This window comes from Candidatus Rickettsiella isopodorum (genome assembly GCF_001881495.1).
GTDB lineage: Bacteria > Pseudomonadota > Gammaproteobacteria > Diplorickettsiales > Diplorickettsiaceae > Aquirickettsiella > Aquirickettsiella isopodorum.
This window is the reverse complement of sequence record NZ_LUKY01000033.1, coordinates 259961-285299: the sequence shown is the minus strand read 5'-3', so window position 1 is coordinate 285299 and position 25339 is coordinate 259961. Positions and strand designations below refer to the sequence as shown.

Here is a 25339-nt window from a genome sequence, read left to right as displayed (position 1 = left end):
AGTTGCTTAAAACATAGGCAAAAATTTAAGTGCGAAGAGTCCTATTTAGTCTACCTCGATTTGTTCTAAAACCGAGATCATTTCCATTGCTGAATCTACTGCAGCACGGCCTTTGTGACATCGGGTTCCATCTATACGTGCTAGTGCTTGTTCTTCGCTGTCAGTGGTTAGCACGCCAAAAATAATCGGTATAGATTCTTGTAAAGCAATTTTTTGGCAAGCATAACTTACTTGCTGACAAACATAGTCATAATGATCGGTTTCACCCCGGATAACCGCGCCCAAACAAATAATAGCTAAACAATTTTCATCAGAAATAGCTATTTGCTGAGCTGCAAGACCGATTTCTACTGCCCCAGGAACCCTGACAATAGTGATGCATGGTTCAGGAAAATTTAATTCTTTTAATCGTTGTAAGGCACCATTCAGTAATTCTTCAGTGATACTTTGATTGAAGCGACTGACTACAATAGTAATATTAAACTCATCAATTGGTTGATTGAAATATAAAGGTTTAGCAATGATTTCTTTTATTTTTTGCATAGGTAGCTCCTTTTTATAAATTGAGTAGATGTCCGAGCTTGGTTTGCTTAGTTTTTAAATAGGCATGATTCGTTGAGTTAGGTGTGGCAATTAATGGAATGCGTTCAACGACTTCAATTCCGTATTGTTCTAAGTCAATGATTTTTTGGGGATTATTGGTTAATAATTTTATCTGCAATATTTTCAAGTTTTGCAGCATTTGCGCGCCTATCCAATAATTCCGATCATCACTGCCAAAACCTAATTCTTGGTTTGCTTCGACGGTATCAAGGCCTTGATCTTGTAAAGCATACGCTTTAAGTTTATTCAATAAACCAATACCTCGGCCCTCTTGACGTAAGTACAGTAAAATACCGCCTTGTTGACTAATTTGAGCTAAAGATTCATGTAATTGCCAACCACAATCACAGCGGGTAGAGCCAAAGAGATCGCCGGTAAAACATTCTGAATGGATACGTACTAAAGTGGGTTGATAGGCTGCTACCGACTTTTCTTTAATAATCGCTAAATGGTGATGCTTGTCCATACAACTTTCAAACAATTTGATAGTCAAATCACCATAATCTTCGGTGGGTAAGCGAATAGAAGCGATTTCTTTGACTAAAGATTCAGTTTGTAAACGGTATTGGATTAACTCTCGTACTGATAATAAGCTGAGTTGATGTTGCTTGGCGAATCTCTCTAAGTCAGGGAGTCGCGCCATACTGCCATCAGGATTCATAATTTCACAGATAACTGCTGCAGACTTTAATCCAGCTAAACGGGTTAAGTCAGTGCTTCCTTCCGTTTGTCCCATACGCTCTAAAACACCACCTTTTCGAGCACGTAAAGGGAAAATATGTCCTGGCATGACGATGTCTTTTGGTTCACTGTCAGGGTTGATAGCGACTTGAATGGTATGAGCTCGGTCTGCGGCAGAGATGCCAGTCGTGACTCCTTTTGCAGCCTCGATAGACACAGTAAAGGCCGTATTAAAAGGGTTGGTAGAGTGTTCTACCATCATAGGGATTTGCAAACGCTTAATATCTTGTTCAACTAAGGCTAAGCAGATTAAACCACGTGCATATTGAGCCATAAAATTAATGGCTTCAGGCGTCACTTTTTCAGCAGCAAGGACTAAGTCACCTTCATTTTCTCGGTTCTCATGATCAAATAAAACAATCATTTTACCTAGACGCAGGTCTTTTAAAGCACGGTCGATATTTGGGAATGTAGAGGCTTTTATCATTTGTATGTATTTTGTTATATTGCTTAATTGAAACAGTAGTATACGCTTATTTTTCCTCCCATTTAAACTCAAAACAAGTATCTTTACCTAAAATAATCGAATTAATCGATATGGCTGCTTTTAAAGGATGAGATAAAGTAAAAGCTATTTGGGCATTTTCTCCCAACCATAGGGGTGCCACGTAAATAAAAGCACGCTGCAATAAGTTATTTTGGACGAAAGATTGAAAAATTTTGCCCCCAGCTTCTATCCAAAGGTCTATTTTTCCATCTTTGCCAATTCGCTTCAGTATCTCAAGTAAATCTAGGCCATTTTTATCACTTTTTATAGGAATTAAACGTATGTCATGTTGTTGTAGTCTTTGCTGATATTGTTTGCTTAAATTAACGTCATGGAAAATAGTAATGGGTTCTGCAGAACTAAAAATTTTTGCTGAAATCGGTATGCTCAGATGAGTATCTAAAATATAAAGCGGTTTTTTATAGTCTCCATCCTCTAAACGGCTATTTAACAAGGGGTTGTCTAAGCAAATTGTTTTTGCCGTTGTTAAAATGGCGTCAGCTTGTTTACGTCGTTGATGTGTAAACTCTTGCGCTGCATCGCCTGTTAATTGAATACGCTTTCCATTTTTACCGGCAATTTTCCCATCTAAGCTCATAGCTAATTTTGCGGTAGTAAATGGTCTTTTATATTTCCACCAGTACTCATAGCTTGCATAAAAATTATCGATAGCAGTGACAGAATGCTGAATACATTCAATTCCCGCATGTTGTAATATTTTGTCAGTCTGGTTGTTTACAGCAGGGTTAGGATCTCGAAAACCATAAATGACTTTCACTATACCGCTTTTTATAATCATCTCAGTGCAAGGAGGAGTTTTTTTAGCGGTATGACAACAAGGTTGTAAAGTGACATACAATGTGGCACCTTGGGCGAGAGAAGGGTCAGCTTTATTGATGGCATCCACTTCAGCATGAGCAGAGCCACTTTTCTGGTGATATCCCGTAGCAATAACCTGTGTGTTTTTAATTAATATAGCGCCCACACAAGGATTTGGCGCACAAAAACCGCGGCGGATCTCTGCTAATGATAAAGCTAATTTGAGATAATGATCTGCAGTATTATTCATGCGTCTAAAGTCTGAGCTAACTTTTCATGTAGGTTATCAAAAGAAGAGTTACTCATAATCACAATATGATCAGCAGTATGCGCTTCTTTAGCTACTTTTTTAATGATATCAGCGACTGAATCACAAATAAAAATAGGAACGGATGTCGTTTGCAACACATTATCAATACCCCAATCTTGTTTTGGTCGCATTAACCATACCTTATCTGCCTCTTGTAAAGAGGGGCCTAAAGTTTGTTGATGTATTCCCGAACGCATGGTGTGTGTTCCGGATTCTAAAATAACTAAGATGCGCTTATTTCCAATTTTTTTTCGTAAACCAGCAAGGGTTGCAGCAATGGCAGTAGGATGATGGGCAAAATCGTCGTAAAGAGTGATGCCATTGATTTTTTTATAGATTTCTAAGCGGCGTTTGATACCTTGAAATTGATTCAATGCAGCAATCGCTTTTTTTGGATTAACACCGACATGATGTGCAGCAGCTACTGCAATAATAGCATTTGCTGCATTATGATCACCTATTAGTGACCAATTTACTTCGCCTTGGAGTATGTTTTTATAATGAATAGTAAATTGACTAGCATCCGCTTTTAACAAGTTAGTGTGCCAAATTACATCCTTATTTTCTTCATTTCCTGTGTATTCAATAGGGGTCCAACATCCCCATGAGATTACATTTTGTAAATTTTTATCACTTTTTGGATAGATAATTAATCCCTGACTGGGTACTGTACGCAGTAAATAAGAAAATTGAATTTTAATCGCATTCAAGTTTGGAAAAATATCAGCATGATCAAATTCAAGATTATTTAAAATCAAAGTTTGAGGATGGTAATGGATAAATTTCGAGCGTTTGTCAAAAAATGCCGTATCATATTCATCTGCTTCAATGACAAAAAAATCTTCTTTTCCTAAACGGGCAGAACTATCAAAATTTTTAGAGATACCACCAATTAAAAATCCAGGATTTAAGCCAGCATATTCTAATATCCAACTTAATAAACTCGATACCGTGGTTTTCCCATGTGTACCCGAAACAGCTAAAACATGATATTTGTGTAAAACATTTTCCGCTAGCCATTGCGGACCAGAAATATAAGGGATATTTTGATTTAAAACATATTCCACACACGGGTTTCCACGGGTCATGGCATTTCCCATGATGACTAAATTAGGGTGAGGTAACAGATTTTTTTCATTATAGCCTTCAAAAACTGTAATTTTATGTTCCGCCAAATGAATACTCATCGGAGGATAGATATTCGCATCAGAGCCGGTTACGTCCAAATTTTTTTGCTTGGCTATTAAAGCGATGCCTGCCATAAATGTACCGCAGATGCCTAAAATATGAAGTCGCATGATGTGAGTCTAGAAAAAGTGTGAATGTTTCAAGTATATTATACTCTTTGCACTTGAATTTTTGTCTGTGTTGCCGCTCAACTCGCAATCCTCATGTATATGTTATACCACATAGATTGCTGCACGAGCGCGGCACTTGCCAAAAATCCAATTGCTGTGAGTATATTTAACTTTAAGTTACCTGGAGAATACGCAGGATGTCAAAGAAAAATGTGTTTTATGCTCAATCAGGCGGTGTAACGGCAGTTATTAATGCAACAGCCAGTGGGGTGATTGAAACTGCTAGGCATTATAAAAATAAAATTGGAAAGGTTTATGCGGGATGTAATGGAATTATAGGCGCTTTAACTGAAGATTTAATTGATACCAGCAAAGAAAGCAGCAAAGCGATTGCTGGATTACGTTATACACCCGGGGGAGCATTTGGCTCTTGTCGTTATAAATTAAAAAGTTTAGAGAATAATCGTGCGGAATATGAACGCTTATTGGAGGTTTTTAAAGCGCATGATATTGGTTATTTTTTTTATAATGGAGGCGGGGATTCACAGGATACAGCGCATAAAGTTTATTTGCTCAGCCAAACGCTAGGTTACCCCCTAAGTTGCATAGGTATCCCCAAAACGGTGGATAATGATCTTCCTATTACCGATAACTGCCCTGGTTTTGGTTCTGTTGCAAAATATATCGCTATTTCTACGCTAGAAGCGGGTTTAGATGTTGCTTCGATGTACGCAACATCGACTAAAGTGTTCATTATGGAAGTAATGGGCCGACATACCGGTTGGATAGCGGCAGCAAGTGGGCTGGCTATGCAAAAAAAAGGAGATGTGCCGCATATTATTTTATTTCCTGAAATAATCTTTAACGAATCTTTATTTTTACAGAAAGTAGATAAAACAGTAAAAAAATGGGGTTTTTGTGTTATTGTTTTGGCAGAAGGGATTAAGGATTCTACACAAAAATTTTTAGCTGAAATAGGTACGACTGATGCATTTGGCCATAAGCAGCTTGGTGGCGCGGCTCCAGTTATTGCGCAATTAGTTAAAACTAAGTTAGGGTATAAATATCATTGGGCGCTACCTGACTATTTGCAGCGTTCGGCACGACATATTGCTGCTGGAGTTGATGTTAAACAGGCCTATGCTTTAGGCAAAGCCGCTGTTGAATTGGCTATTAAAGGAAAAAATGCGGTCATGCCTACTATTGTTAGAGGGCCAAGCAAGCGTTATCAATGGAGCATTGGAGAGGCAAAATTAGCTGCGGTTGCTAATAAGGAAAGAAAATTACCTCGTGCGTATATCACTAAAGAGGGTTTCCATATTACACAACGCTGTCGTGATTATCTGTTGCCATTAATTCAGGAGGAGGATTATCCTCCGTATCAAAAAGGTTTACCAAATTATATACAGCTGAAAAAGATAAAAGTTAAGAAAAAACTAGGTAGTTTTGTTGTTAAGTTAAAATAATTTATGCCGCTACTTATCTAAAAAGGTAATATGTATTACCATACATATTACTTTTTTTGACATTTATAGGACTTTAAACAAAGTATAAGTTTACTCTATGGGTCATAACAATAAAACTTTAATAAAGCTATGGCATGAATATAAAAGATATTAGACGGAAAAATTTACGGAAATTAGCTCGCTTAGTAGGTGGGATCACTGATTTATCTGATCATTTGGATCGTTCGCAAAGCCAAATTAGTCATTTAATAGGCAATAGCCCGATTAAAAATATAGGTGATCGATTGGCTAGCCATATTGAGAAAGTTTTTAATAAACCTCATGGATGGCTCGATCATGAGCATGCAGCTGAAGAAGCTGAAGGGGCTTATCACTATGAAAATAATCAGCCTTACTATCAGGTGCCCTTATTGACACCCCAAGAGGCAAAAGAACGTTTTCTGCATTTTATAAAAATCTCACCTAAAACCTATTCAAAGTATTTAAGCACCAATATTCCCCTTAGTTCGGATGCATTTGCACTTCGTGTAGAAAATGATTGCATGGAAACCGCTCAAGGTCCAAGTTTTCCAAAAAATTGTATTATCGTATTAGATACCGACTGTGTTGCACACAATGCGGCTTTTATCTTAGCTAAAATAAAGCAAGATCCTGGAAGTACACTACTTTTTAGACAATTAGTGATTGATGGCAATCGCCGTTATCTGAAAGCTCTCAACCAGCATTATCCTTTAACAGAAATGCAACCTGATGATACGACATGTGGTGTAGTGCGTTTTATGCTCATGGAATTTTAATAAAGAGTAATCAATATTATTTACTTTTAACGCGAGCAAACATTGTTTTGGTATATTTTTTAATAACGATAGGTTTTCTATCGCCCTTTACAGCAACAGCCGTTGCAAAATTAGGATAAAGGGATAAATTATAAAAAGTATAAAGAGAATCTATACTCTTTTTTATGTCTATTAAAGGATTTAATTGAGGATCTAAGGATAGTTTGTATCGAGAATAGGGATGAGTCTGTAAGGTTTTACCCATGGCTTTTATTAACACTTCGGTTTTTACCCATGCATTAAAAAATGCCTTTAATTTTTTTTTACCTTCTAATAATTTTAATCGATCATATTCATCCGCAGGGAAGAAACGATAGGCGATTTTGTCGAGATTCGTTCTGTGACTTATATATTCAATATCAATACCCACAGGCGCGTCAATCGTAAAAGCATAAGCCAAGATATTTTTTGAATGAGAAAGGTTAAACTCTATGGGTTGCTCAGGATTTATTAATAAGGGCTTACCAGAAAGTGAATAGCTTAATTTCAGCTCCTGGGGGGGGTAATTAGAATAATAGGCTAATAAATCACGTAGCACCCCTCTTGAAATAATAAAGTTTTGTCGATAAGGGGTAGCTAGCTTTTCAGCCCGTATTTTTTCCTCGGAAGAAAGCCAGCTTTGAAAGAGCGTATATTTTTTTGCATGGACTTCAAGCCTAGTATGCCAAATATAAATAATAGGTGGGTTTAATCCGCCCATAAGTATCAGATCCTGGTTTTTATTGAATTAGTTTATTTTTTTAATATATCTCAGGGATTTAAAAATGTGAAATTTTAGCCAGAGTGAGGTAAAAAAAGATTCCATTCAAGCTAAAAATAAGAAACCTTGCTGGATTTCCTACTTCCTACATTATAAAACTTAGAGAATATATCAACGCAATAATATAAATTTTGCATTTAATTAATTCCTAAGCATTAGCTATAAGAAAATAAGTAAGTTCCTAAAAATAGAAATTATTATTTTTTTTAAATATTTCTATTGTTAACCTCTAGAACTTCTACCAGCAAGGTATTCATTAACTTAGTAGTATCCATATAAACATTAAAAAAATAATGTGTCAATACATTTAACCTTTAATTTGCGTTATACTAAATAAAGGTTGGATTGCATGTAGATAATAAAATGGAAAAGTTTGTCATCAATAATTTTTTAAAACATTTAATACTCGATTGTGGTTTAAAAAAAGAATTTATTGAAGAAATGATTGCTTATGCCAAGCAGCAGCAAGTTTCTTTTATAACTTATTTAATTCAAACAAAAAAGATAGATTCTTCCTGTTTAGCTCAGCTTTTAGCAAAAGAATTTTTTCTAGAATATATTGACTTAGATACTATCGATGTATTGCAAATACCCAGTTGTTTAATCGATAAAAATTTACAACAAAAATATCAAATATTACCTTTATGGCAAGATAAACAAAAATTGGGTTTAGTTTTGGTTGATCCTACACAGCAATTAGTTTTTGATACTATTCGATTTACTACCGGCTTAATGTTGGAATATAAGATTGCAGATGAAAAAAAATTAGTAGCGCTATTAAAAAAAGTCATTTCTTTAAAAAAACAAACCATTAGTAGTGTTATAGGTGTAAATCCTGATAAAGAAGCGCAATTAAAGGAGATTAATAATCTTGACTCATCGTTTAATAATTCTAGCAGTGATGATTTAACAATTATAAATTATGTCTATAAATTTTTGATCGATGCGATTACACGCAATGCTTCCGATATTCATATAGAACCTTATCAAGAACAATTAGAAATACGTTTTCGTATCGATGGTTTATTATATTCAATAGTTGTTTTACCTAAACATTTAATACCACGAGTTATTACCCGTTTAAAAATCATGTCTCAGTTAGATATTGCTGAGCGAAGAATTCCACAAGATGGTCGTTTTCAGGTAAAAGATAGGTATGGTCGAAATGTAGATTGCCGATTAAGTACCTGCCCCACTATTCACGGAGAAAAATTAGTTATTAGAATTTTGGATAGTAACAAAATGTTGCTAGAAATAGATAAATTAGGAATGAATAGAAAACAAATAGGGGAATTTATAACAGCCCTAAAAAGTCCTCATGGTATGATTTTAGTGACTGGACCTACTGGCAGCGGGAAAACTATTACGCTTTACACAGCATTAAGTTTTTTAAAAAAACCAACAGTTAATATCTCTACTGTTGAAAATCCTATAGAAATTATTTTGCCGGGAATCAATCAGGTTAACATAAATCCAGCCATAGGTTTAAATTTTGCTTGTGTGCTAAGAGCATTTTTACGTCAAGATCCGGATATTATCATGGTTGGCGAAATGCGTGATCAGGAAACAGCTGAAATAGGGATAAAGGCAGCACAAACAGGCCATCTCGTTTTATCAACTTTACATACTAACAGCGCGATTGAGAGTTTGATCCGTTTAGAGAATATGAATATACCTACTTACAACATTGTTGCTTCTGTCAATTTAATTATTGCACAGCGATTAGTAAGACGGTTATGTACACAATGCAAAATTGAAGAGCAATTACCGGAAAAATTTTTGTTTAAGTTGAATTTAATACCAGATCCTAATATTAAAATTTTCACTGCAAGAGGATGTTCGCAATGCACAGACGGATATAAAGGTCGTACAGGTATTTTTGAAATTTTAACGCTTACGGAGGAAATGAAAAAAATAATTTTACAAAAAAATAACGCATTAGAAATAAAAGAATTTGCACAAAAACAAGGAATGCAAACTTTGTATTTATCAGCTTTAGAAAAGCTTAAACAAGGTGAGATAAGTTTGTTAGAAATGAAACGAATAATAAAAGATTAAAAATACATTATGTTAAGTATTGTTAAAATATATATTTGGAAAGGGATTACTAAAAAAAGAAAACCATGCAAAGGTAAAGAATTTTTCCGAAGTAAAGCTCAATTACGTTTAGAATTGCAAGAGCAAGGTATTTTTATCAGCTATATTCATACGCGTTGGACTATTCGATTTATTAGATCTGTCAAGGTGCAGGAGATTTTTGTTTTTACTCATCAGATAGCGCGTTTATTAAAAGCGGGAATTCCATTGTTGCAAATTTTGCAATTACTAGAAACCACAACCAGCAATACGGCACTACATGAATATTTACAAAAATTAATCGCTGACTTAGAAAACGGTTTTTCTTTAAGTGAAGCGTTGCAAGGAAATAAATTTTATTTTAGTGAATTCCATTGTAGCTTAATTGCATTAGGAGAAAAAACTGCTACTTTAGGATTAATGTTTGATCGCATCGCCGATTATCAAGAAAAAAGCATGAAACAAAAAGCAAAAATAATTAATGCCTTAGTCTATCCTCTTGTAGTTTTAATAGTGGCAATTTTTATTTTTATTGCTTTATTGGTGGGCATAGTTCCTCAGTTTGAACAATTTTTTTCAGACGTAGGGGCACAATTACCATTAATAACGCGCATTGTTGTATATTTATCAAAACATATAGGATTTATTAGTATCTATTGCGGATTATCGTTATTGATATCAGGTAGTTTTTTCTTTTTTTTAAAGAAAAAATACTCGATTATCGATAATAAAATAGATAGCTATTATTTAAAAATTCCTATTGTTAATAAAATTCTCTCAGAAATTATAATAGCTCGAATTACACGTGCATTATCTACTGCGCTTGCAGCGGGTTTGCCATTAATCGATGCTCTGCAACTTATTGCTGAAATATCGGGTAATTTTGTTTATAAAACGGCTATTTTAATCAGCTGTGAACATATACGTGAGGGTGAATGTTTTTATCAAGCCTTTTCACAACAAAAATTGTTTCCATTAGATCTGTTGCAACTTATTAAAATTGGAGAAATGGCTAATTGTCTAAGTGAAATATTAAATAATACGGCCGATCTATATGAAGAAAAAATAAATTTTTTTTCAGAAAACTTATCCGTATTATTGGAGCCAGTATTAATTATTATTTTAGGTTTAATGGTCGCTTGTTTAGTTATAGCTATGTATTTGCCTATCTTCAAATTAGGAAGTGTTATTTAAATGGAATATTTTTTAATAGGTATTTTTGTTTTTTTTAGTGTTTTGTTAGGTAGTTTCTTTACCGTATTGATATATCGTTTGCCATTGATTTTAAAAAAACAATGGGAGAAAGATTCGCAAGCGTTCTTAAATCAAGAAAATTTGACTCATTTAAATGAAGAAGATTTTAATATATTTTTACCTTTTTCGCATTGCCCGAGTTGTCGTGAATGTTTAACTGTGTTACAAAAAATTCCCATACTAAGTTATTTCTTTCTAAAAAGAAGATGTGCCTACTGTCAGGTAAGAATTTCTTTTTGCTATCCGCTTATCGAGATTTTAACTTTAGTGGCCTCATTTATAGTCATTGAACGATTTGGAATAAGCTTACAAACCTTTGCAGCGTTAATTTTAACCTGGGGGTTATTAATTTTAGCGTTTATTGATTTTGAACATAACATATTACCAGACATTATAACGTTTCCTTTATTGTGGTGTGGGTTACTTTCAAGCATAAAGCAGCTTTTTGTTTCCCCAGAAGTTGCTATTTTAGGTGCTTGTTTTGCTTATCTTTTTCTTTACCTACTCGCTAAATGCTATCAATGGCTGATTAAAATTGAGCCTATGGGGGAAGGGGATTTTAAATGTTTTGCCTTATTAGGTGCTTGGTTAGGCATAAAAGCTTTACCTTATATTCTGTTTATAGCGGCTGTTGCAGCGTCATTGGTCGGCGTTGTGCTATATCTATGCAATAAAGATAGCTTGCGAAAAGGAATAGCTTTTGGCCCTTATTTAGCTTTATCGGGTTGGCTAGTTCTATTATACCAACCCTATCTATAAAGGGGAGCATTTTGCCAGTTTGCTTGATAATATTTAATACTATTTAAACTAAATACTTGCTTTTTATCTTTCTTATTTCATCGTATTATGAAGCTATGTAGAGTAAGAATTAATATTTAAAAACTTGGGAATAAATGAAAAACATATGTCTATAAAATCATCGGGCCTTTTTCCATCCATTGCTATTATTGGCGCAGGTGCTTGGGGAAGTGCTCTAGCTATACACTTAGCTCGTAAAGGTCAAGCAGTTCGTTTATGGGCTTATGAAAAACAACAAGTTGCGGAAATAAATACTAAAAAAACTAACGAGCGTTATTTGCCGGATATTATTTTTCCTTCTAATATTACTTGTTCGGATGATTACCAAACGGTTCTGTCCGAAACGCAAGATATTTTAATTGTTGTGCCAAGTGCCGCTTTTCATACAACTTTAAAGAAAATGCAGCCTTATTTGCAGACTAATCAGCGCTTGTTATGGGCAAGTAAAGGTTTAGATTCTGAAAAACATCAATTATTAAATGAAGTGGTTCAAGAGGTACTGGGAGATATAGAAATGGCAGTGCTATCAGGCCCTAGCTTTGCGAAGGAAGTTGCTATGGGCTTGCCTACGGCTGTCTGCATTGCGTCGGAAAATTATGATTTTGCAAAGGACTTATTACTAAGATTTCAGACTAAAAATTTTCGTGTGGAAATGACACAAGATATTATGGGTGTAGAACTTGGTGGTGCGATGAAAAATATATTGGCTATTGCTGTCGGCATAACAGAGGGCTTAGGGTTTGGCGCTAATGCAAAAGCGGCGGTGATTACTTCCGGATTATCAGAAATGATTGAACTAGGTTTAACATTAGGTGCAAAGCAGGATACTTTCTTAGGGCTGTCGGGGCTTGGAGATCTGGTATTAACCTGCACGGATAATCAATCTCGCAATCGCCGTTTAGGTTTAGCTTTGGGACAAGGAGAAAGCTTGGAGGAAATTAAAAAATTAATTGGCACTACGGAAGGTTATGATACCGCAAAAAATATTTTCTTTTTAATAAAAAAATATGGTGTTAAAGCGCCGTTTTGTGAAGGCGTGTATCATATTTTGTATGAAAAAAAATCACCGAAAACACTTTTTAAAGATTATTTCCAGTAAAACCTTTATTGTTTTATCCAATTAATGAGACCGCCGGCTAATAATACTTTTAATTCTCGTGAAGTTAAAGGGTGAGTAACTGTGTAATTTTTATTTTTAGTTTTATTATGAACGATCAGTTTCTCAGATTTCTGAATAGTTTCACGGATATCTTTAATTAATAAAACATCACCTTGGTCAATTGTGTCATAATCAACAGAGTTGCTGAAAATCAGAGGTAAGATTCCAAAGTTAACTAGATTTTGTCTATGAATGCGCGCAAATTGTTTCACTAGCACTGCTTGCACACCCAAATAACGGGGTGCAATAGCAGCATGTTCCCGACTGGAACCTTGTCCATAGTTTTCACCGCCAACAATAATTGATCCGGTCTTCTGATATTCTAAAGCTCTTTTTGGATAAGAGGGATCAATTTGATCAAAAACAAACTGACTAATTCCAGGGATATTGCTCCGAAAAGGAAGTACTTTAGCACCCGCCGGTAGAATTGTGTCGGTAGAAATATCATCACCCACTTTAATTAAAACCGGCCCTTCAATGTTATCGGCTAAAGGAGGAAGGATAGGCAACGGTTGGATATTAGGACCTTTAGTCAATTTTACTTCGTTAGGATTTTTAGAAGGTGGCACTAACATCATTGTATTAATAATAATTTTTTGCGGCTCTTTAAAACGGGGATAAGCTTTATTTTTTAAAGAACGAGGATCGGTGATAACTCCGGTTAAAGCTGACACTGCGGCAATTTCTGGACTACAGAGATAGACTTGGTCTTCTTTTGTTCCCGATCGACCCGGAAAATTTCTTGGTACGGTACGTAAACTTATTTTTCCAGAAGCAGGTGCCTGACCCATTCCGATACATCCATTACATCCTGCTTGATGAATACGGCCGCCAGCTCGAATTAATTTTTCTAAAATGCCTAGTTCAACCATATTTTCTAAAATTTGGCGCGAAGTTGGGTTTATATCAAACGAAACCCCCGGTGCTATTTGTCTTCCAGCGACAATTTCTGCTGCAACAGCAAAATCTCTTAGTCCAGGATTGGCGGATGAACCGATCATTGTTTGGTAGATAGGACGTCCGACAACTTCTTGGATAGGAACTACTTTTCCTGGGCTAGAAGGTAATGCAATTAAAGGCTCAAGCTGGGAAAGATCGATTTCATCCTGTTCATCATAACTTGCATTTTTGTCGGCAATAATTTCTTGCCAATCCGATTCACGTTGTTGTAATTTCAGGAATTCCCGTGTCATTGCATCCGATGGAAATACACTGGTCGTTGCACCGAGTTCCGCGCCCATGTTGGCAATGACATGACGATCCATCGCAGATAAATGTTTCAGTCCAGGACCATAATATTCAATAATTTTCCCTATTCCACCATCCACATCATGGCGACGTAATAATTCGAGAATGATATCTTTAGCGCTGATCCAGTCCGGGAGTGAATTGGTTAATTTTACGCCCCAAACTTTCGGCATGGCGACGTGAAAGGGTTGTCCTGCAATAGCCATGGCAACTTCTAATCCACCTGCCCCAATGGCTAGCATGCCCAAAGATCCTGCCGCACAGGTATGGCTATCTGAGCCCAGTAAGGTTTTTCCTGGTTTTCCAAAACGTTCCATATGCACAGGATGGCTAACACCATTACCTGGGCCGCTGTAATAAAGACCAAATTTTTTACAAGCGCTAAGTAAAAATAAATGGTCATCTGCATTTTTAAAGTCTGTTTGTAATAGGTTATGATCAATGTATTGTACTGAAATTTCTGCTTTAGTCTGATTTAATCCCATTGCTTCACATTCGAGCATCACCATCGTTCCTGTGGCATCTTGGCACAATGTTTGGTCTATTTTTAAGGCAATTTCTGTACCCGGTTGCATTTCACCTTCGACCTTATGTAAGTTAATTAATTTTTGCGTTACATTTTGTGCCATACTAGAATTCCTAATTAATGGGCCGAGTTTGATTTGGGGATAGGATTCCTATCGCTCTAACAAGTTTTAAACTAAGGAAACGATTTAACGAGTTTTTAACTGACAGGCGCATAAATAATTTCCTATAGGAAAACAAATTATAATACGATAGAAATAATAAAAGCCTCATGATGTTGAACTTTGTACAGTTTGCTAGATGAGGTATAGTAGTTTACAGCAAGCCTCAACCTAACGGTAGGGATTAGAATATGCATTTACCCGTTACTCGCTGGATCGATTTATTGACATTTTTTCTTTGCGCCTTAGTATTAGCGATTGCGGCCTATTTGCAATATAAAGTTGGGATTATTCCTTGTCCACTCTGTATTATTCAACGATTTTTAATTACGCTGTTAGGCCTTTTATTTCTAATGGGTGGATTGTTTAATTTTGAACCCGTAACGCGTTGCTTTCTACATACCTTAACTTTTTTATTTGCAGTAGCGGGTGCCGTGGTAGCAAGCCGGCAACTCTGGTTAGAACATTTTCCTTCGGACCAGTTAATCAGTTGCCAAGCGACAATTGCGCAATATAGTACCTCTATTTATTTTCACAAGATTATTGCATTGTTTTTTCAAGGGACCAGCAATTGTGGTAGCGGAACTTGGCGTTTTTTAAACTTAAGCATGCCAGGATGGACATTAATAATTTTTATTGTACTGGCGGCTATTTCATTACGTCAGGTATATATAAACCGACGCAAACATAAACAGCATTTTTTATCTTAGAATATTATCTAGGCATGTTCATATTTAAATCTGAAATAGATACATAACCGTTTGTTAGTTTGGAACAAGCAGTATTAACGTTACTACTATTTCGATTTAATAACTGCGAAATAAAAATTTCTGGCTCTCCATCAATAATAAAATCGAGTTTATCCAATATAATTTTTAATTCGTTAGCACTCGGCCTAACCTCAATAGGGGCTTGCATTAACAGTGCCAAATTATTTAATATCAATTTTTTATTAATTGTATCAATGGAATGTAATTTAAGGTTTATATTTTCTTTTAACAAACTAACAATGTCTTTTTCTGAACTAAAGTTTTTCACAGAGGTAAAAATTTTAGCTATAAGACTTTTCCATTGTTGAGAGTAATTTTTTGCCCATTCTTGATATCTCAAAATTTTATCTAATTCAGAAAGTTTTTCTAAAGAAGGAGCCATTAATTCATTAGATAATAGGTACATCAAGCTTGCACCGAGAGACCATATATCTGATTTATCACTATTTAGGATAACTTGTTGACAAAAGTTTTCATTCGTCCAAAGTTCGGGAGCTGAGAATAAAAATGTGGCATATTGTGGGGCTGAGGTATTTTTAAAATAAGCGCAACCAAAATCGGCTAATTCGATACTTCTAATTTTAAGAAAAATATTATCGGGCTTAATATCGTTATGGACAATACCTTGGTGAATATTGCCTTCTTCATCCTTAAAATCTGAGTTATGTAATGCATCCAGAGCTATGGTAAGTTGATGAAATACCTGAAAAATATAGCTAAAAGCTGAACTATCTTCTAATTGGAGCTTTTGTTGAATATATCCAATGTTAGTTTGAAGATCACCAAGGGCTCTGTAACAGGTATAAAGAGTATTTGTTATTTGGCTTGATTCTTGATGAATAGGTAATGCAAATAAATGATAGGGAAAATTTGAAGAAGTTGTGGTTTTAATGGCATTAGTGATCTTAATTTCACGATTGACACTGGAACCCCCTTGTTTTTCAACCAACGTACGAGTTTCATTTTTTAGAGAGAGTGATAAGGTAACTGTTTTAACAATTCCATTTTGACCATTCTTTATTGGCTTTTTACTATTATAAGTTATTAGATTTTTAATGTTATCTAAACTTGATGTGGCTAGAAAAGCTTTTACTTTAGGTGTAGTGCAAGTTGATATGGTATCAGGAAGAGAAGGTGCTTCTGAGAAGTTAATAGAGGTAGATGAGTTGTTTCTGGGCGTAAGATTTAAGTTAGGAGGGCGTTTTTTATTAAAAAAATTCGGTAAAGGAAGCGGTGTGTGGTTAGGCATAATCATCTCGTATTTAATATTCGATTGATTTATCCTTTTGACTCAGTCAATTTCTTCGCCAATTATTGTATCGATTAAAGATTAAAGAACTATTAAACCCATTGATAAAAACGATGAGTAATTTTTGCCAGAAATGAACTAATTTGAAGTTGTATGGGCAGGAAAAAAAGAAAGCAATTAAATTTTAATTGCTTAAATGACCTAAAGCCAAACTTGCACCAATTTGTGTCAGTGGTTGTACTAAGAGAATAGTTAATAATTTTAAGCCGATAATTAAAATTAGCGGTGAAAAATCTAATCCTGAAATACTGGGTAAGATGCCACGAACGGGCCTAATTAGAGGCTCACTGACACGTACCAAAATTTCAATGAGTGGACCATGTGCTAAAGGACTAACCCAGCTTAGAATAGTTAACGCAATAATGGCGTAAAAGAAAATATTAATTAATTGATGCAGGAGTTCGGCAAACCCAAGTACAACTAATCCAATTAAATGAGGTGTGGCATTAACTTGTAGCCAGACCAGAAGTGCAATTTTAATCATTTCTAAGCCTAGTAATAATAAGATGGCTGCTAAATCGATACCATGTAGGCTTGGAATGACGCGACAAATAGGGCGTAGCGGAGGATTAGTTAATTTCGCTATTAATACAAACAAAGGGTTGTGACTATCCGTGTTAACCCATTGCAGAACAATGCGCAGCAGTAAAATAAAAATATAGAGATCAAAAATGGATTGGAGCAGGAACATGCCTGCAGTACTGAAGGAATTAAGCATAAAAAGTTAACCTGTTATTTTAATCGTGAGCTGATTTTTATTAAAGTCTAATAATGCAGGGGTTCCAAAAGGTAGACTACGATTTTTTTTCCCATGGCCAATATTGGGGCAGCATAATACGGGAAGATTTTGTTCCTTGGCGAAGCGTTCTAGCACTGCTTGAATTTTTTTTTCCTCTTCTAATTTTGTGGGAAAAGTAAAATCACCCAATAAGATAGCTTTTACATGACTTAATATTCCTGATTGTTGTAAGTGCTGTAGCATTCTGTCGATACGATAAGCAACTTCATTGACATCTTCTAAAAATAAAATTTTATCTTTAGTTTCAATTTGCCAATCGGTGCCGAGGCTTGTTTGCACCAAGCTAAGACTACCGCCCGTTATCGGAGCGGAGATAAAATCTAAGGAATTAATAGGCTTATGGTATGGGTGTAATAAATAGTCCAATTGTTGTATTTGGCCAAAAATAATTTCTTTTAACTCATTACTATTTTCTTCTTCAATTAAGTGGTGGGCCACTTGATTCAGTGAAGGACCATGCAGCGTTTGCCAATGCCATTTTTGTTGTAGAAATAGGTGTAAGGCTGTGATATCACTAAAACCAATAAACAATTTACATTTTTCAGGAGCAATTAATTCTAATAAATAGGGGATCAAGCGCGTACAACCATAGCCTCCGCGTAGACACCAAATAGCTTGGGAATCAGTGTTAAATAGAGCGTCTTTTAGTTGTTGAAACCGTTTTTCATCGCTATTTGCACAAAGCAGATCAGGACCCAACAAATCAGGAAAAATTCTTGGAATTAATTGCCAACTTTGCAATAAATTTTTTAACTTTTCTATAATTGATGTCTCTGCAATACCGCCGGCGGGGGCAATAATATCAACGATAGAATTTTTCTTTAAAGTTTGCCAAGGTTTAAAGTTATCCATTTTTTTTCTGAACGCTAAGTGCATAATAATCCACTTGGTTAGGCGATGAAACTATACTCGTCGCATTTGTTTGTTTGTGTTGCCACTCAATTCACATCTTCATTACTAATACACTCGGGTTACTTTTTTTCGCCTTGCAAAAAAAGCGAATTGCTATAAGTATAACTATCTTTTAGTTTTTGAACTTATGCTATTTCTAGCTTAACTTTATATTTTTAACAGGATTTATTTTAAATATCTAAGTTATCAACTTCTAGCGCATTCTGTTGAATAAAATCACGACGAGGTTCTACTTGGTCACCCATTAAGGTAGTAAAAATTTGATCCGTTGCGATAGCATCTTCTACTGTGACACGTAATAAACGTCGGGTATTCGGATCCATGGTTGTTTCCCATAATTGATCAGGATTCATTTCTCCTAAGCCTTTATAGCGTTGTATCGCTTGTCCTCGACGTGCCTCAGTTAATAGCCATTCATAGACTTCTTTGAAATTTTTCACGGATTGTTTTTTGTTATCTCGTTGGACATAAGCGCCTAGTCTAATTAAGCCATATAACTGCTTAGTCATATCGAATAAACACTGATATTCGAGTGTCTTAAAAAACTCGTAAGAGATTTTATAAGTTGTTTCTAAACCATGTGTACTGATCGTTATTTCCGGTAAAAATACATGTCGTTCCGTATTTTCATAAATAGTGACTTGATAGCGAATAGCTTCATTATTGGTAGTTTGTTGCAATTGAGTTTGCCAGTTTTTCGTCCATTCCAACATTTTTGAGGAATTAGTTAATTCGTCAGAAGATAAAGGAGGGAGATCAAGAATGGCTTGCAAAGCATCGATTGGATAGCGTCGTGATAAGTGTTGGATCATCATTTGTGTTTTACGGTAATCCATCACTAGTTTTTCCAAACCGATACCTTGAATAGAAAAGCCTTCGGTATGGGGATAGAGGGCTGCATCATGGAGTGCGGTTTGTGTAAGATAAGCCTGTAATGCGGCATCATCTTTTAAGTATTGCTCTTGCTTACCTTTTTTAATTTTATACAAAGGAGGTTGGGCAATATAAATAGTGCCACGTTGCAGCAATTCTGGCATTTGACGGTAGAAAAATGTCAATAATAAGGTACGAATATGCGAACCATCGACGTCTGCATCGGTCATGATGATAATTCGATGGTAACGTAATTTATCTGGATTGTATTCTTCTTTACCTATGCCACAGCCGAGTGCAGTGATTAGTGTTCCTACCGCTTCCGAAGATAACATCTTATCAAAGCGGGCTTTTTCTACATTAAGGATTTTACCTGTAAGAGGTAAAATCGCTTGATAGCGGCGATTGCGACCTTGTTTAGCAGAACCGCCCGCTGAGTCTCCTTCCACAATAAATAATTCACAAAGAGCAGGATCTGTTTCTTGGCAATCCGCTAATTTTCCAGGTAAATCAGCAATATCTAATGCAGTTTTTCGTCGGGTCATTTCACGTGCTTTACGTGCTGCTTCACGTGCTCGCGCGGCATCGATGATCTTCATCATGATGGCACGCGCATCTTGTGGTGTTTCTAATAAAAACTCCTCAAGCTTTTCTGAGGTTAAGGCTTCAACAATTCCCTTAACTTCTGAAGAAACCAATTTATCTTTGGTTTGTGATGAGAATTTAGGGTCAGGGACTTTGACCGATAAAACAGCGGTTAACCCTTCACGTGTGTCATCTCCCGTGGTAGTAATTTTTAGCTTTTTGCTAGTTGCTTCGCGATCGATGTAAGTGTTTAGTGTTCGAGTTAAAGCCGCACGAAAACCAGCCAGATGGGTTCCTCCATCACGCTGAGAAATATTATTAGTAAAACATAAGATATTTTCTTGAAAGCTATCATTCCATTGTAAGGCGACTTCAACAGTTATTTCATCGCGTTCAGCAGTAAAATAAAAAGGCTGCTTGTGAATCAAAGTTTTGTTTTGATTGAGGTACTCGACAAATGCCTTGATTCCTCCTACATATTTAAGTTGAGTTTCTTCGTTGCTCCTTTCATCGATAAGATTAATCGCTACACCGGAATTTAAAAAGGATAACTCACGCAGACGCTTTAACAGGATATCGTAATGGAATTCATTGTTATGTTGAAAAATGAGCTTGCTGGGGTAAAAGCGAATTTCAGTGCCTCTTTCTTGCGTTTCTCCAGTGGCTTGTAATGGTGCAGCGGGCTCTCCTAGCAAATAGGTTTGCTCATAGACCTTATTATTACGTCGGATAGTGAGCTGCAATTTTTCTGATAAGGCGTTAACCACGGAAACCCCCACACCATGCAAGCCGCCTGAGACTTTATACGAATTACTGTCAAATTTTCCGCCGGCATGTAAGACGGTCATGATGACTTCGGCAGCCGATCGGCCTTCTTCACTATGGATATCAACCGGAATACCCCGGCCATTATCTTTAACGGTGACTGAGTCATCGCTATGCAGCGTAATATCAATCTGAGTGCAATAGCCTGCTAAGGACTCGTCTATGGAGTTGTCCACGACTTCAAAGACCATATGGTGCAGACCGGTCCCATCATCTGTATCACCGATATACATACCAGGACGTTTCCGGACAGCGTCAAGACCTTTTAAGACTTTTATGTTTGAAGAGTCATACTTCGGCATACCTAGTCTACCTTGTTGGCTAGCATTGTCATCCTTAAGGTCAATTTCTGGCTCAAGAGAGCTTTCCGTGTGTGGGACAATAGGCTCACACTCCGTTACGGATAGGGTTTTTCCCGCCAAAATCTCATTTTTAATCGACATACGTGATAAGGGTTAAAACTGAAAATTATACCATAAATTGACCTCTAAATTCGAATATTAATAAGAAAATACAAAGGCTTAAAGCAGCTAAAATGGTTTGCTGTTTTAGAGATTTGAACGTTAATAAGAATTAGAGATAAGGTTTTTAAACGGGATAAAATTAAACATAAAGCGAATCATAGAGAGATTGAACGACAAATTGCTGCTAAATTGGCTAAGTGCTTCTTAACTTATTGACACAAAAATCACTTGCCGTGATACTCTTCGCTTTTGCATTGAAGAGCCTCCGATATGAATAGCAATGCCCTACGCGAACTATTTCTTAACTATTTTAAAAGTCAGGGTCATACTATTGTTCCCTCCGCTTCATTAATTCCAGCACATGATCCTAGTTTATTATTTACTAACGCGGGGATGGTGCCCTTTAAGGATGTTTTCTTAGGCCTAGAAAAGAGACCTTATTCTCGAGCAGCGAGTATACAGCGATGTATACGTGCTGGCGGTAAACATAATGACCTTGAAAATGTAGGTTATACCGCTAGGCATCATACTTTTTTTGAGATGCTGGGAAATTTCAGTTTCGATGATTATTTTAAGCGCGAGGCTATCCACTATAGCTGGAAGTTTTTGACTGAGAAGTTAAATCTTCCTCCGGAAAAGCTATGGGTTACCGTATTTACCGAAGATGAAGAAGCTGCAGCGATTTGGTTAAATGAGATTCAAGTTGATCCTCAACGCTTTTCGCGTTGTGATAAACAAGATAATTTTTGGTCTATGGGTGATACGGGTCCTTGTGGCCCATGTTCTGAAATCTTTTATGACCATGGACCTAGCATACCTGGGGGCCCACCTGGTACATCCGCTGTAGATGGGGATAGATATGTTGAAATTTGGAATTTAGTCTTTATGCAATTTCAGCGCTCCTTAGATGGAGAGTTGACGTTTTTACCAAAACCTTCGGTAGATACAGGTATGGGTTTAGAACGGCTCGCGGCTGTTATGCAGGGAGTCACTAATAATTATGATACCGATCTGTTTCAACCTTTAATTAAAGCCGCTGCTAAAGAAGCATCAATAACTGATTTGACGAATACTTCTTTACGCGTTATTGCTGATCATATTCGTGCTTGTGCGTTCTTAATCAGCGATGAAGTTCATCCTGGTAATGAAGGACGTTCTTATGTATTGCGTCGAATCATTCGCCGTGCTATTCGACATGGTCATAAAATAGGTTTAGATCGGCCTTTTTTCTATCGACTGGTAAAGCCTTTAGCTATGCAAATGCGGGAAGCTTATCCGCAATTAGCAAAAAAACAAAAATCCATTGAGAAGATTTTGCACGATGAAGAACAGCAATTTGCTCGAACATTAAACCAAGGCCTTAAACTGTTTGAACAAGAATTAACCAAATTGAAAGGTGAAAAACAATTTCCAGGATCGGCACTTTTTCGTTTGTATGACACTTATGGATTCCCCGTGGATTTAACAGCCGATATGGCCCGAGAACGTGGCTTAACCCTAGATATAGTAGGTTTTAATAAGGAAATGGATCGTCAAAAAAATCAATCTAAGTCAGCAAGTCTTTTTGTTAGTGCACCGAGTTTACAATTGGCTGAAAAAAAACCTACTGAATTTGTGGGCTATAAGTCTTTAAAACAAGCGGCTGTGCCTATTTTGGATTTATTTGATGGTAAGCAATCTATAGAAGAATTATCTGTAGATGAAGAAGGTTTTGTTATCTTATCTAAAACCCCCTTTTATGCGGAGGGTGGAGGTCAAGTAGGCGATACAGGATATTTAGTGAATGCAACGAGTCGTTTTTTAGTGACTGAAACGTTTAAAGAAGGAGCATTAATTCTTCATAAAGGTAAGTTAACTAAAGGCCATTTAAAAAAGGGTGATAAATTGAAGGCAGAAGTCGATGCTGAAAAACGTCGTGCTGTTACCTTAAATCATTCTGCCACTCATCTATTGCATGCCGCGTTACGGGAAGTTTTAGGAGCGCAGGTGATGCAGAAAGGTTCTTTAGTAGAAGCTGAGCGTTTACGTTTTGATTTTTCGCATATCAGCCCATTAAACGTAGAACAACTGAAGTTGGTTGAAGATCGCGTTAACCAACAAATTCGCGCTAATTTACCTATTGTTACCGAAATGATGTCGATTGAAGAGGCAAAAAACGCAGGTGCGTTAGCGATGTTTGGGGAGAAATACGGAGATAAGGTACGCGTATTGACAATGGGTTCTTTTTCCAAGGAGTTATGTGGAGGTACACATGTTTCGCGTACCGGTGATATTGGCCTATTTAAAATAACTGCAGAAATAGGCATTTCGGCAGGAATACGTCGCATTCAAGCCGTGACTGGACAGCATGCATTAGATTGGATTACCGCCTTAGAGGATCGAATCAATCAACTTGCCAAGCTTTTTAAAACCTCTAAAGATAATTTACTAGAAAAAGCGCGTATGGATATGGGAGCTAAACAAGCCTTGCAAAAACAGATTGGCGCTTTACAACAATCTATTGTTGCGATGATGGGAGAAGAGCTCATTTCTCAAGCGATTGAACTACAAGGAATTAAATTATTAATCAGTGAAATTAATGGGATTGATGGGGCAGGATTACGTCATTTACTCGACCAACTGAAAAATAAGTTAAAACCAGCAGTGATTGTTTTGGCGAGTATCGAACAGCAACGGGTCCAATTAGTAGTAGGAGTGACCAAAGAGCTAACTGAAAAAATAAGAGCAGATGAACTGGCCAATAGTATAGCGCTAGCGATTGGAGGAAGTGGCGGCGGACGGTCGGATTTTGCTCAAGCAGGAGGAGGGAAGCCGGAAGCCTTAGATGCGGCCTTAAAAAATGTAAAACATTGGGTTGAGACCCGCTTAAATGGCAACTATGCTTAGAATTGAATAATTAATTAATAGATCATTACAATGGCTTTAATTGTACAAAAATTTGGCGGCAGCTCAGTTGGAAGTATCGATAAAATTCAACAAGTTGCAAATAAAATTATTGAAACCCGTGCATATGGGCATCAATTGGTGGTCGTTGTTTCAGCGATGGAAGGTGAAACCAATCGTTTGATTTCCTTAGCTAAAATACTGAATGAAGAACCTGATTCTAGAGAGTATGATTTGTTGTTAGCCACCGGAGAGCAAGCAGCTACTGCTTTATTAGCAATGGCTTTGTTGGCACAAGGGTGTCCAGCGCGATCATATAATAGTTTTCATGTTCCCATTTATACGGATAGTCACCATAAAAAAGCGCGTATTTTAAGTATTAAAGAAGAAGTGTTACGTAATGATATTGATACGGGTAGAGTACCTATAGTGGCTGGGTTTCAAGGAATCTCAGACTCAGGCGATATGACTACTTTAGGACGCGGAGGATCCGATACCACCGCAGCGGCTTTGGCCGCCGTCTTAAAAGCCGACGAATGCCAAATTTATACCGATGTCGATGGTATATATACTGCCGATCCTCACCTTGTTCCCCAGGCTAAGCGCTTAGATCAAATTGGCTTCATCGAAATGACAGAATTTGCTCGTGCCGGAGCGAAAGTTGTACAACATCGAGCGGTTGAGCTGGCGAATAAATATCGTATTCCATTACGTGTGTTATCAAGTTCTCAAAAAGGTTCAGGGACTTTAATCCAAGCCGACAAAGAAGAATCGGCAGTAGAAGGGGCAAAGATTACCGGAGTGACTGCTAGCCATCACGAAGCAAAATTGACTATACATGGTTTAACCGCTGAAAAAGAAGCTATGTCGCAATTTTTTTCTCTGCTCAATGAGGCGCGTATTGAAATTGATATGTTAACCCAACAACAAATCTCTCCAAGACAAATGGATATAACATTTACGCTAGCAAGAGCAGATTATCATCAAGCCGAACAAATCCTCCAAACCTTAATAAAGAAGAAATATGCAGTATCCATAGTTGGCGATAATAAACTGGCAAAGCTTTCTGTGGTAGGAACCGGCCTGCATTCCCACCCGGGTATCATTCATGCCTTGTTTCAAGCGCTGGAATCAGCAGGCATTAATGTTATTTTAACGTTATCTTCGGCATTAAGAGTCTCTCTGATGGTCAGCGATGCTCAAATAGTGCGAGGCGTTCAGATTTTGCATCATGTTTTTGGCTTAGGCGAAGAATAATTAGCTTTGCTAGCTTATTTTTTATGGAATTTTACGTACTTTTTATAGTATTAAGCTTTCCTTAAGGTTTTGTTAGTAGACTAATTCCGCAAAATGTCTGTATGTGAGTTTTTATATCTTT

At 36.6% G+C, this 25339-nt stretch carries 19 protein-coding genes; 9 read left to right on the top strand and 10 right to left on the bottom strand.

Annotation, left to right across the window (positions count from 1 at the left end):
- Positions 1 to 45: 45 nt before the first annotated feature.
- The 4 genes from ribH to mpl form a co-directional block, all read right to left on the bottom strand.
- Positions 46 to 543 (bottom strand): 6,7-dimethyl-8-ribityllumazine synthase, encoded by a 498-nt coding sequence (gene ribH / locus A1D18_RS05190; protein ID WP_084028754.1) that lies wholly within the window; start codon positions 541 to 543, stop codon positions 46 to 48.
- A gap of 13 nt (positions 544 to 556) precedes the next feature.
- The gene (ribA, locus tag A1D18_RS05185) at positions 557 to 1708 is read right to left on the bottom strand and encodes a GTP cyclohydrolase II (RefSeq protein WP_425429440.1); all 1152 of its coding nucleotides are present in this window, start codon (positions 1706 to 1708) and stop codon (positions 557 to 559) included.
- A 109-nt stretch (positions 1709 to 1817) separates the two neighbouring features.
- Positions 1818 to 2900, bottom strand: a complete 1083-nt coding sequence (gene ribD / locus A1D18_RS05180) for a bifunctional diaminohydroxyphosphoribosylaminopyrimidine deaminase/5-amino-6-(5-phosphoribosylamino)uracil reductase RibD (RefSeq protein ID WP_071662738.1) — start codon at positions 2898 to 2900, stop codon at positions 1818 to 1820.
- Complete coding sequence (mpl, locus tag A1D18_RS05175) at positions 2897 to 4258, bottom strand: UDP-N-acetylmuramate:L-alanyl-gamma-D-glutamyl-meso-diaminopimelate ligase (RefSeq protein ID WP_071662737.1); 1362 nt, start codon at positions 4256 to 4258, stop codon at positions 2897 to 2899. The genes ribD and mpl overlap by 4 nt, the downstream gene beginning before the upstream one ends.
- Before the next feature lie 197 nt (positions 4259 to 4455).
- Here mpl and A1D18_RS05170 point away from each other — a divergent pair, with 197 nt between their 5' ends.
- Together A1D18_RS05170 and A1D18_RS05165 are read left to right on the top strand one after the other, a co-directional pair.
- On the top strand, positions 4456 to 5724 hold the full coding sequence (locus A1D18_RS05170; RefSeq protein ID WP_071662736.1) for a 6-phosphofructokinase: 1269 nt from the start codon (positions 4456 to 4458) through the stop codon (positions 5722 to 5724).
- Positions 5725 to 5858: 134 nt separating this feature from the next.
- Complete coding sequence (locus tag A1D18_RS05165) at positions 5859 to 6521, top strand: LexA family protein (protein ID WP_071662735.1); 663 nt, start codon at positions 5859 to 5861, stop codon at positions 6519 to 6521.
- A gap of 16 nt (positions 6522 to 6537) precedes the next feature.
- Here the strand turns inward: A1D18_RS05165 and A1D18_RS05160 are convergent, their stop codons facing one another.
- Entirely contained in the window at positions 6538 to 7260 is a 723-nt protein-coding gene (locus tag A1D18_RS05160; protein ID WP_071662734.1) for a 4'-phosphopantetheinyl transferase family protein, read from the bottom strand.
- A 423-nt stretch (positions 7261 to 7683) separates the two neighbouring features.
- Here A1D18_RS05160 and A1D18_RS05155 point away from each other — a divergent pair, with 423 nt between their 5' ends.
- The 4 genes from A1D18_RS05155 to A1D18_RS05140 all read left to right on the top strand — a co-directional run bounded on the left by A1D18_RS05155 (position 7684) and on the right by A1D18_RS05140 (position 12547).
- The gene (locus A1D18_RS05155; protein WP_084028753.1) at positions 7684 to 9378 is read left to right on the top strand and encodes a GspE/PulE family protein; all 1695 of its coding nucleotides are present in this window, start codon (positions 7684 to 7686) and stop codon (positions 9376 to 9378) included.
- A gap of 9 nt (positions 9379 to 9387) precedes the next feature.
- On the top strand, positions 9388 to 10590 hold the full coding sequence (locus A1D18_RS05150) for a type II secretion system F family protein (RefSeq protein ID WP_071662733.1): 1203 nt from the start codon (positions 9388 to 9390) through the stop codon (positions 10588 to 10590).
- Positions 10591 to 11409, top strand: a complete 819-nt coding sequence (locus tag A1D18_RS05145; protein ID WP_071662732.1) for a prepilin peptidase — start codon at positions 10591 to 10593, stop codon at positions 11407 to 11409.
- 145 nt (positions 11410 to 11554) lie between these two features.
- Positions 11555 to 12547, top strand: coding sequence for an NAD(P)H-dependent glycerol-3-phosphate dehydrogenase (locus tag A1D18_RS05140; protein WP_071662731.1), 993 nt, complete (start codon positions 11555 to 11557; stop codon positions 12545 to 12547).
- 5 nt (positions 12548 to 12552) lie between these two features.
- Here the strand turns inward: A1D18_RS05140 and A1D18_RS05135 are convergent, their stop codons facing one another.
- Positions 12553 to 14484, bottom strand: a complete 1932-nt coding sequence (locus A1D18_RS05135) for an aconitate hydratase (protein ID WP_071662730.1) — start codon at positions 14482 to 14484, stop codon at positions 12553 to 12555.
- Positions 14485 to 14732: 248 nt separating this feature from the next.
- Here A1D18_RS05135 and A1D18_RS05130 point away from each other — a divergent pair, with 248 nt between their 5' ends.
- Complete coding sequence (locus A1D18_RS05130; protein ID WP_071662729.1) at positions 14733 to 15251, top strand: disulfide bond formation protein B; 519 nt, start codon at positions 14733 to 14735, stop codon at positions 15249 to 15251.
- 4 nt (positions 15252 to 15255) lie between these two features.
- Here the strand turns inward: A1D18_RS05130 and A1D18_RS05125 are convergent, their stop codons facing one another.
- From A1D18_RS05125 to gyrB, 4 genes are all read right to left on the bottom strand, one after another.
- On the bottom strand, positions 15256 to 16560 hold the full coding sequence (locus tag A1D18_RS05125) for a protein kinase domain-containing protein (RefSeq protein ID WP_071662728.1): 1305 nt from the start codon (positions 16558 to 16560) through the stop codon (positions 15256 to 15258).
- 184 nt (positions 16561 to 16744) lie between these two features.
- Positions 16745 to 17338 carry a YggT family protein gene (locus A1D18_RS05120; RefSeq protein ID WP_071662727.1) on the bottom strand — a complete coding sequence of 198 codons (594 nt, stop codon included), beginning with the start codon at positions 17336 to 17338 and terminating at the stop codon, positions 16745 to 16747.
- A gap of 6 nt (positions 17339 to 17344) precedes the next feature.
- The gene (locus A1D18_RS05115) at positions 17345 to 18271 is read right to left on the bottom strand and encodes an LD-carboxypeptidase (protein ID WP_071663018.1); all 927 of its coding nucleotides are present in this window, start codon (positions 18269 to 18271) and stop codon (positions 17345 to 17347) included.
- Positions 18272 to 18501: 230 nt separating this feature from the next.
- Positions 18502 to 20916 (bottom strand): DNA topoisomerase (ATP-hydrolyzing) subunit B, encoded by a 2415-nt coding sequence (gene gyrB, locus A1D18_RS05110; RefSeq protein WP_071663017.1) that lies wholly within the window; start codon positions 20914 to 20916, stop codon positions 18502 to 18504.
- Positions 20917 to 21348: 432 nt separating this feature from the next.
- Between gyrB and alaS the strand changes: the two genes are divergently transcribed.
- Together alaS and A1D18_RS05100 are read left to right on the top strand one after the other, a co-directional pair.
- Positions 21349 to 23964: an alanine--tRNA ligase gene (gene alaS, locus A1D18_RS05105; RefSeq protein ID WP_071662726.1), complete on the top strand. Its 2616-nt coding sequence runs from the start codon at positions 21349 to 21351 to the stop codon at positions 23962 to 23964.
- A 30-nt stretch (positions 23965 to 23994) separates the two neighbouring features.
- Positions 23995 to 25218 (top strand): aspartate kinase, encoded by a 1224-nt coding sequence (locus A1D18_RS05100; protein WP_071662725.1) that lies wholly within the window; start codon positions 23995 to 23997, stop codon positions 25216 to 25218.
- Positions 25219 to 25339 lie beyond the last annotated feature (121 nt).

What these genes read in the sequence shown, in the direction of transcription:
- ribH (WP_084028754.1), bottom strand. Translation starts at nt 543, where the DNA reads ATGCAAAAAATAAAAGAAATCATTGCTAAACCTTTATATTTCAATCAA.
- ribA (WP_425429440.1), bottom strand. Translation starts at nt 1,708, where the DNA reads ATGATTGTTTTATTTGATCATGAGAACCGAGAAAATGAAGGTGACTTA.
- ribD (WP_071662738.1), bottom strand. Translation starts at nt 2,900, where the DNA reads ATGAATAATACTGCAGATCATTATCTCAAATTAGCTTTATCATTAGCA.
- mpl (WP_071662737.1), bottom strand. Translation starts at nt 4,258, where the DNA reads ATGCGACTTCATATTTTAGGCATCTGCGGTACATTTATGGCAGGCATC.
- A1D18_RS05170 (WP_071662736.1), top strand. Translation starts at nt 4,456, where the DNA reads ATGTCAAAGAAAAATGTGTTTTATGCTCAATCAGGCGGTGTAACGGCA.
- A1D18_RS05165 (WP_071662735.1), top strand. Translation starts at nt 5,859, where the DNA reads ATGAATATAAAAGATATTAGACGGAAAAATTTACGGAAATTAGCTCGC.
- A1D18_RS05160 (WP_071662734.1), bottom strand. Translation starts at nt 7,260, where the DNA reads ATGGGCGGATTAAACCCACCTATTATTTATATTTGGCATACTAGGCTT.
- A1D18_RS05155 (WP_084028753.1), top strand. Translation starts at nt 7,684, where the DNA reads ATGGAAAAGTTTGTCATCAATAATTTTTTAAAACATTTAATACTCGAT.
- A1D18_RS05150 (WP_071662733.1), top strand. Translation starts at nt 9,388, where the DNA reads ATGTTAAGTATTGTTAAAATATATATTTGGAAAGGGATTACTAAAAAA.
- A1D18_RS05145 (WP_071662732.1), top strand. Translation starts at nt 10,591, where the DNA reads ATGGAATATTTTTTAATAGGTATTTTTGTTTTTTTTAGTGTTTTGTTA.
- A1D18_RS05140 (WP_071662731.1), top strand. Translation starts at nt 11,555, where the DNA reads ATGTCTATAAAATCATCGGGCCTTTTTCCATCCATTGCTATTATTGGC.
- A1D18_RS05135 (WP_071662730.1), bottom strand. Translation starts at nt 14,484, where the DNA reads ATGGCACAAAATGTAACGCAAAAATTAATTAACTTACATAAGGTCGAA.
- A1D18_RS05130 (WP_071662729.1), top strand. Translation starts at nt 14,733, where the DNA reads ATGCATTTACCCGTTACTCGCTGGATCGATTTATTGACATTTTTTCTT.
- A1D18_RS05125 (WP_071662728.1), bottom strand. Translation starts at nt 16,560, where the DNA reads ATGCCTAACCACACACCGCTTCCTTTACCGAATTTTTTTAATAAAAAA.
- A1D18_RS05120 (WP_071662727.1), bottom strand. Translation starts at nt 17,338, where the DNA reads ATGCTTAATTCCTTCAGTACTGCAGGCATGTTCCTGCTCCAATCCATT.
- A1D18_RS05115 (WP_071663018.1), bottom strand. Translation starts at nt 18,271, where the DNA reads ATGGATAACTTTAAACCTTGGCAAACTTTAAAGAAAAATTCTATCGTT.
- gyrB (WP_071663017.1), bottom strand. Translation starts at nt 20,916, where the DNA reads ATGCCGAAGTATGACTCTTCAAACATAAAAGTCTTAAAAGGTCTTGAC.
- alaS (WP_071662726.1), top strand. Translation starts at nt 21,349, where the DNA reads ATGAATAGCAATGCCCTACGCGAACTATTTCTTAACTATTTTAAAAGT.
- A1D18_RS05100 (WP_071662725.1), top strand. Translation starts at nt 23,995, where the DNA reads ATGGCTTTAATTGTACAAAAATTTGGCGGCAGCTCAGTTGGAAGTATC.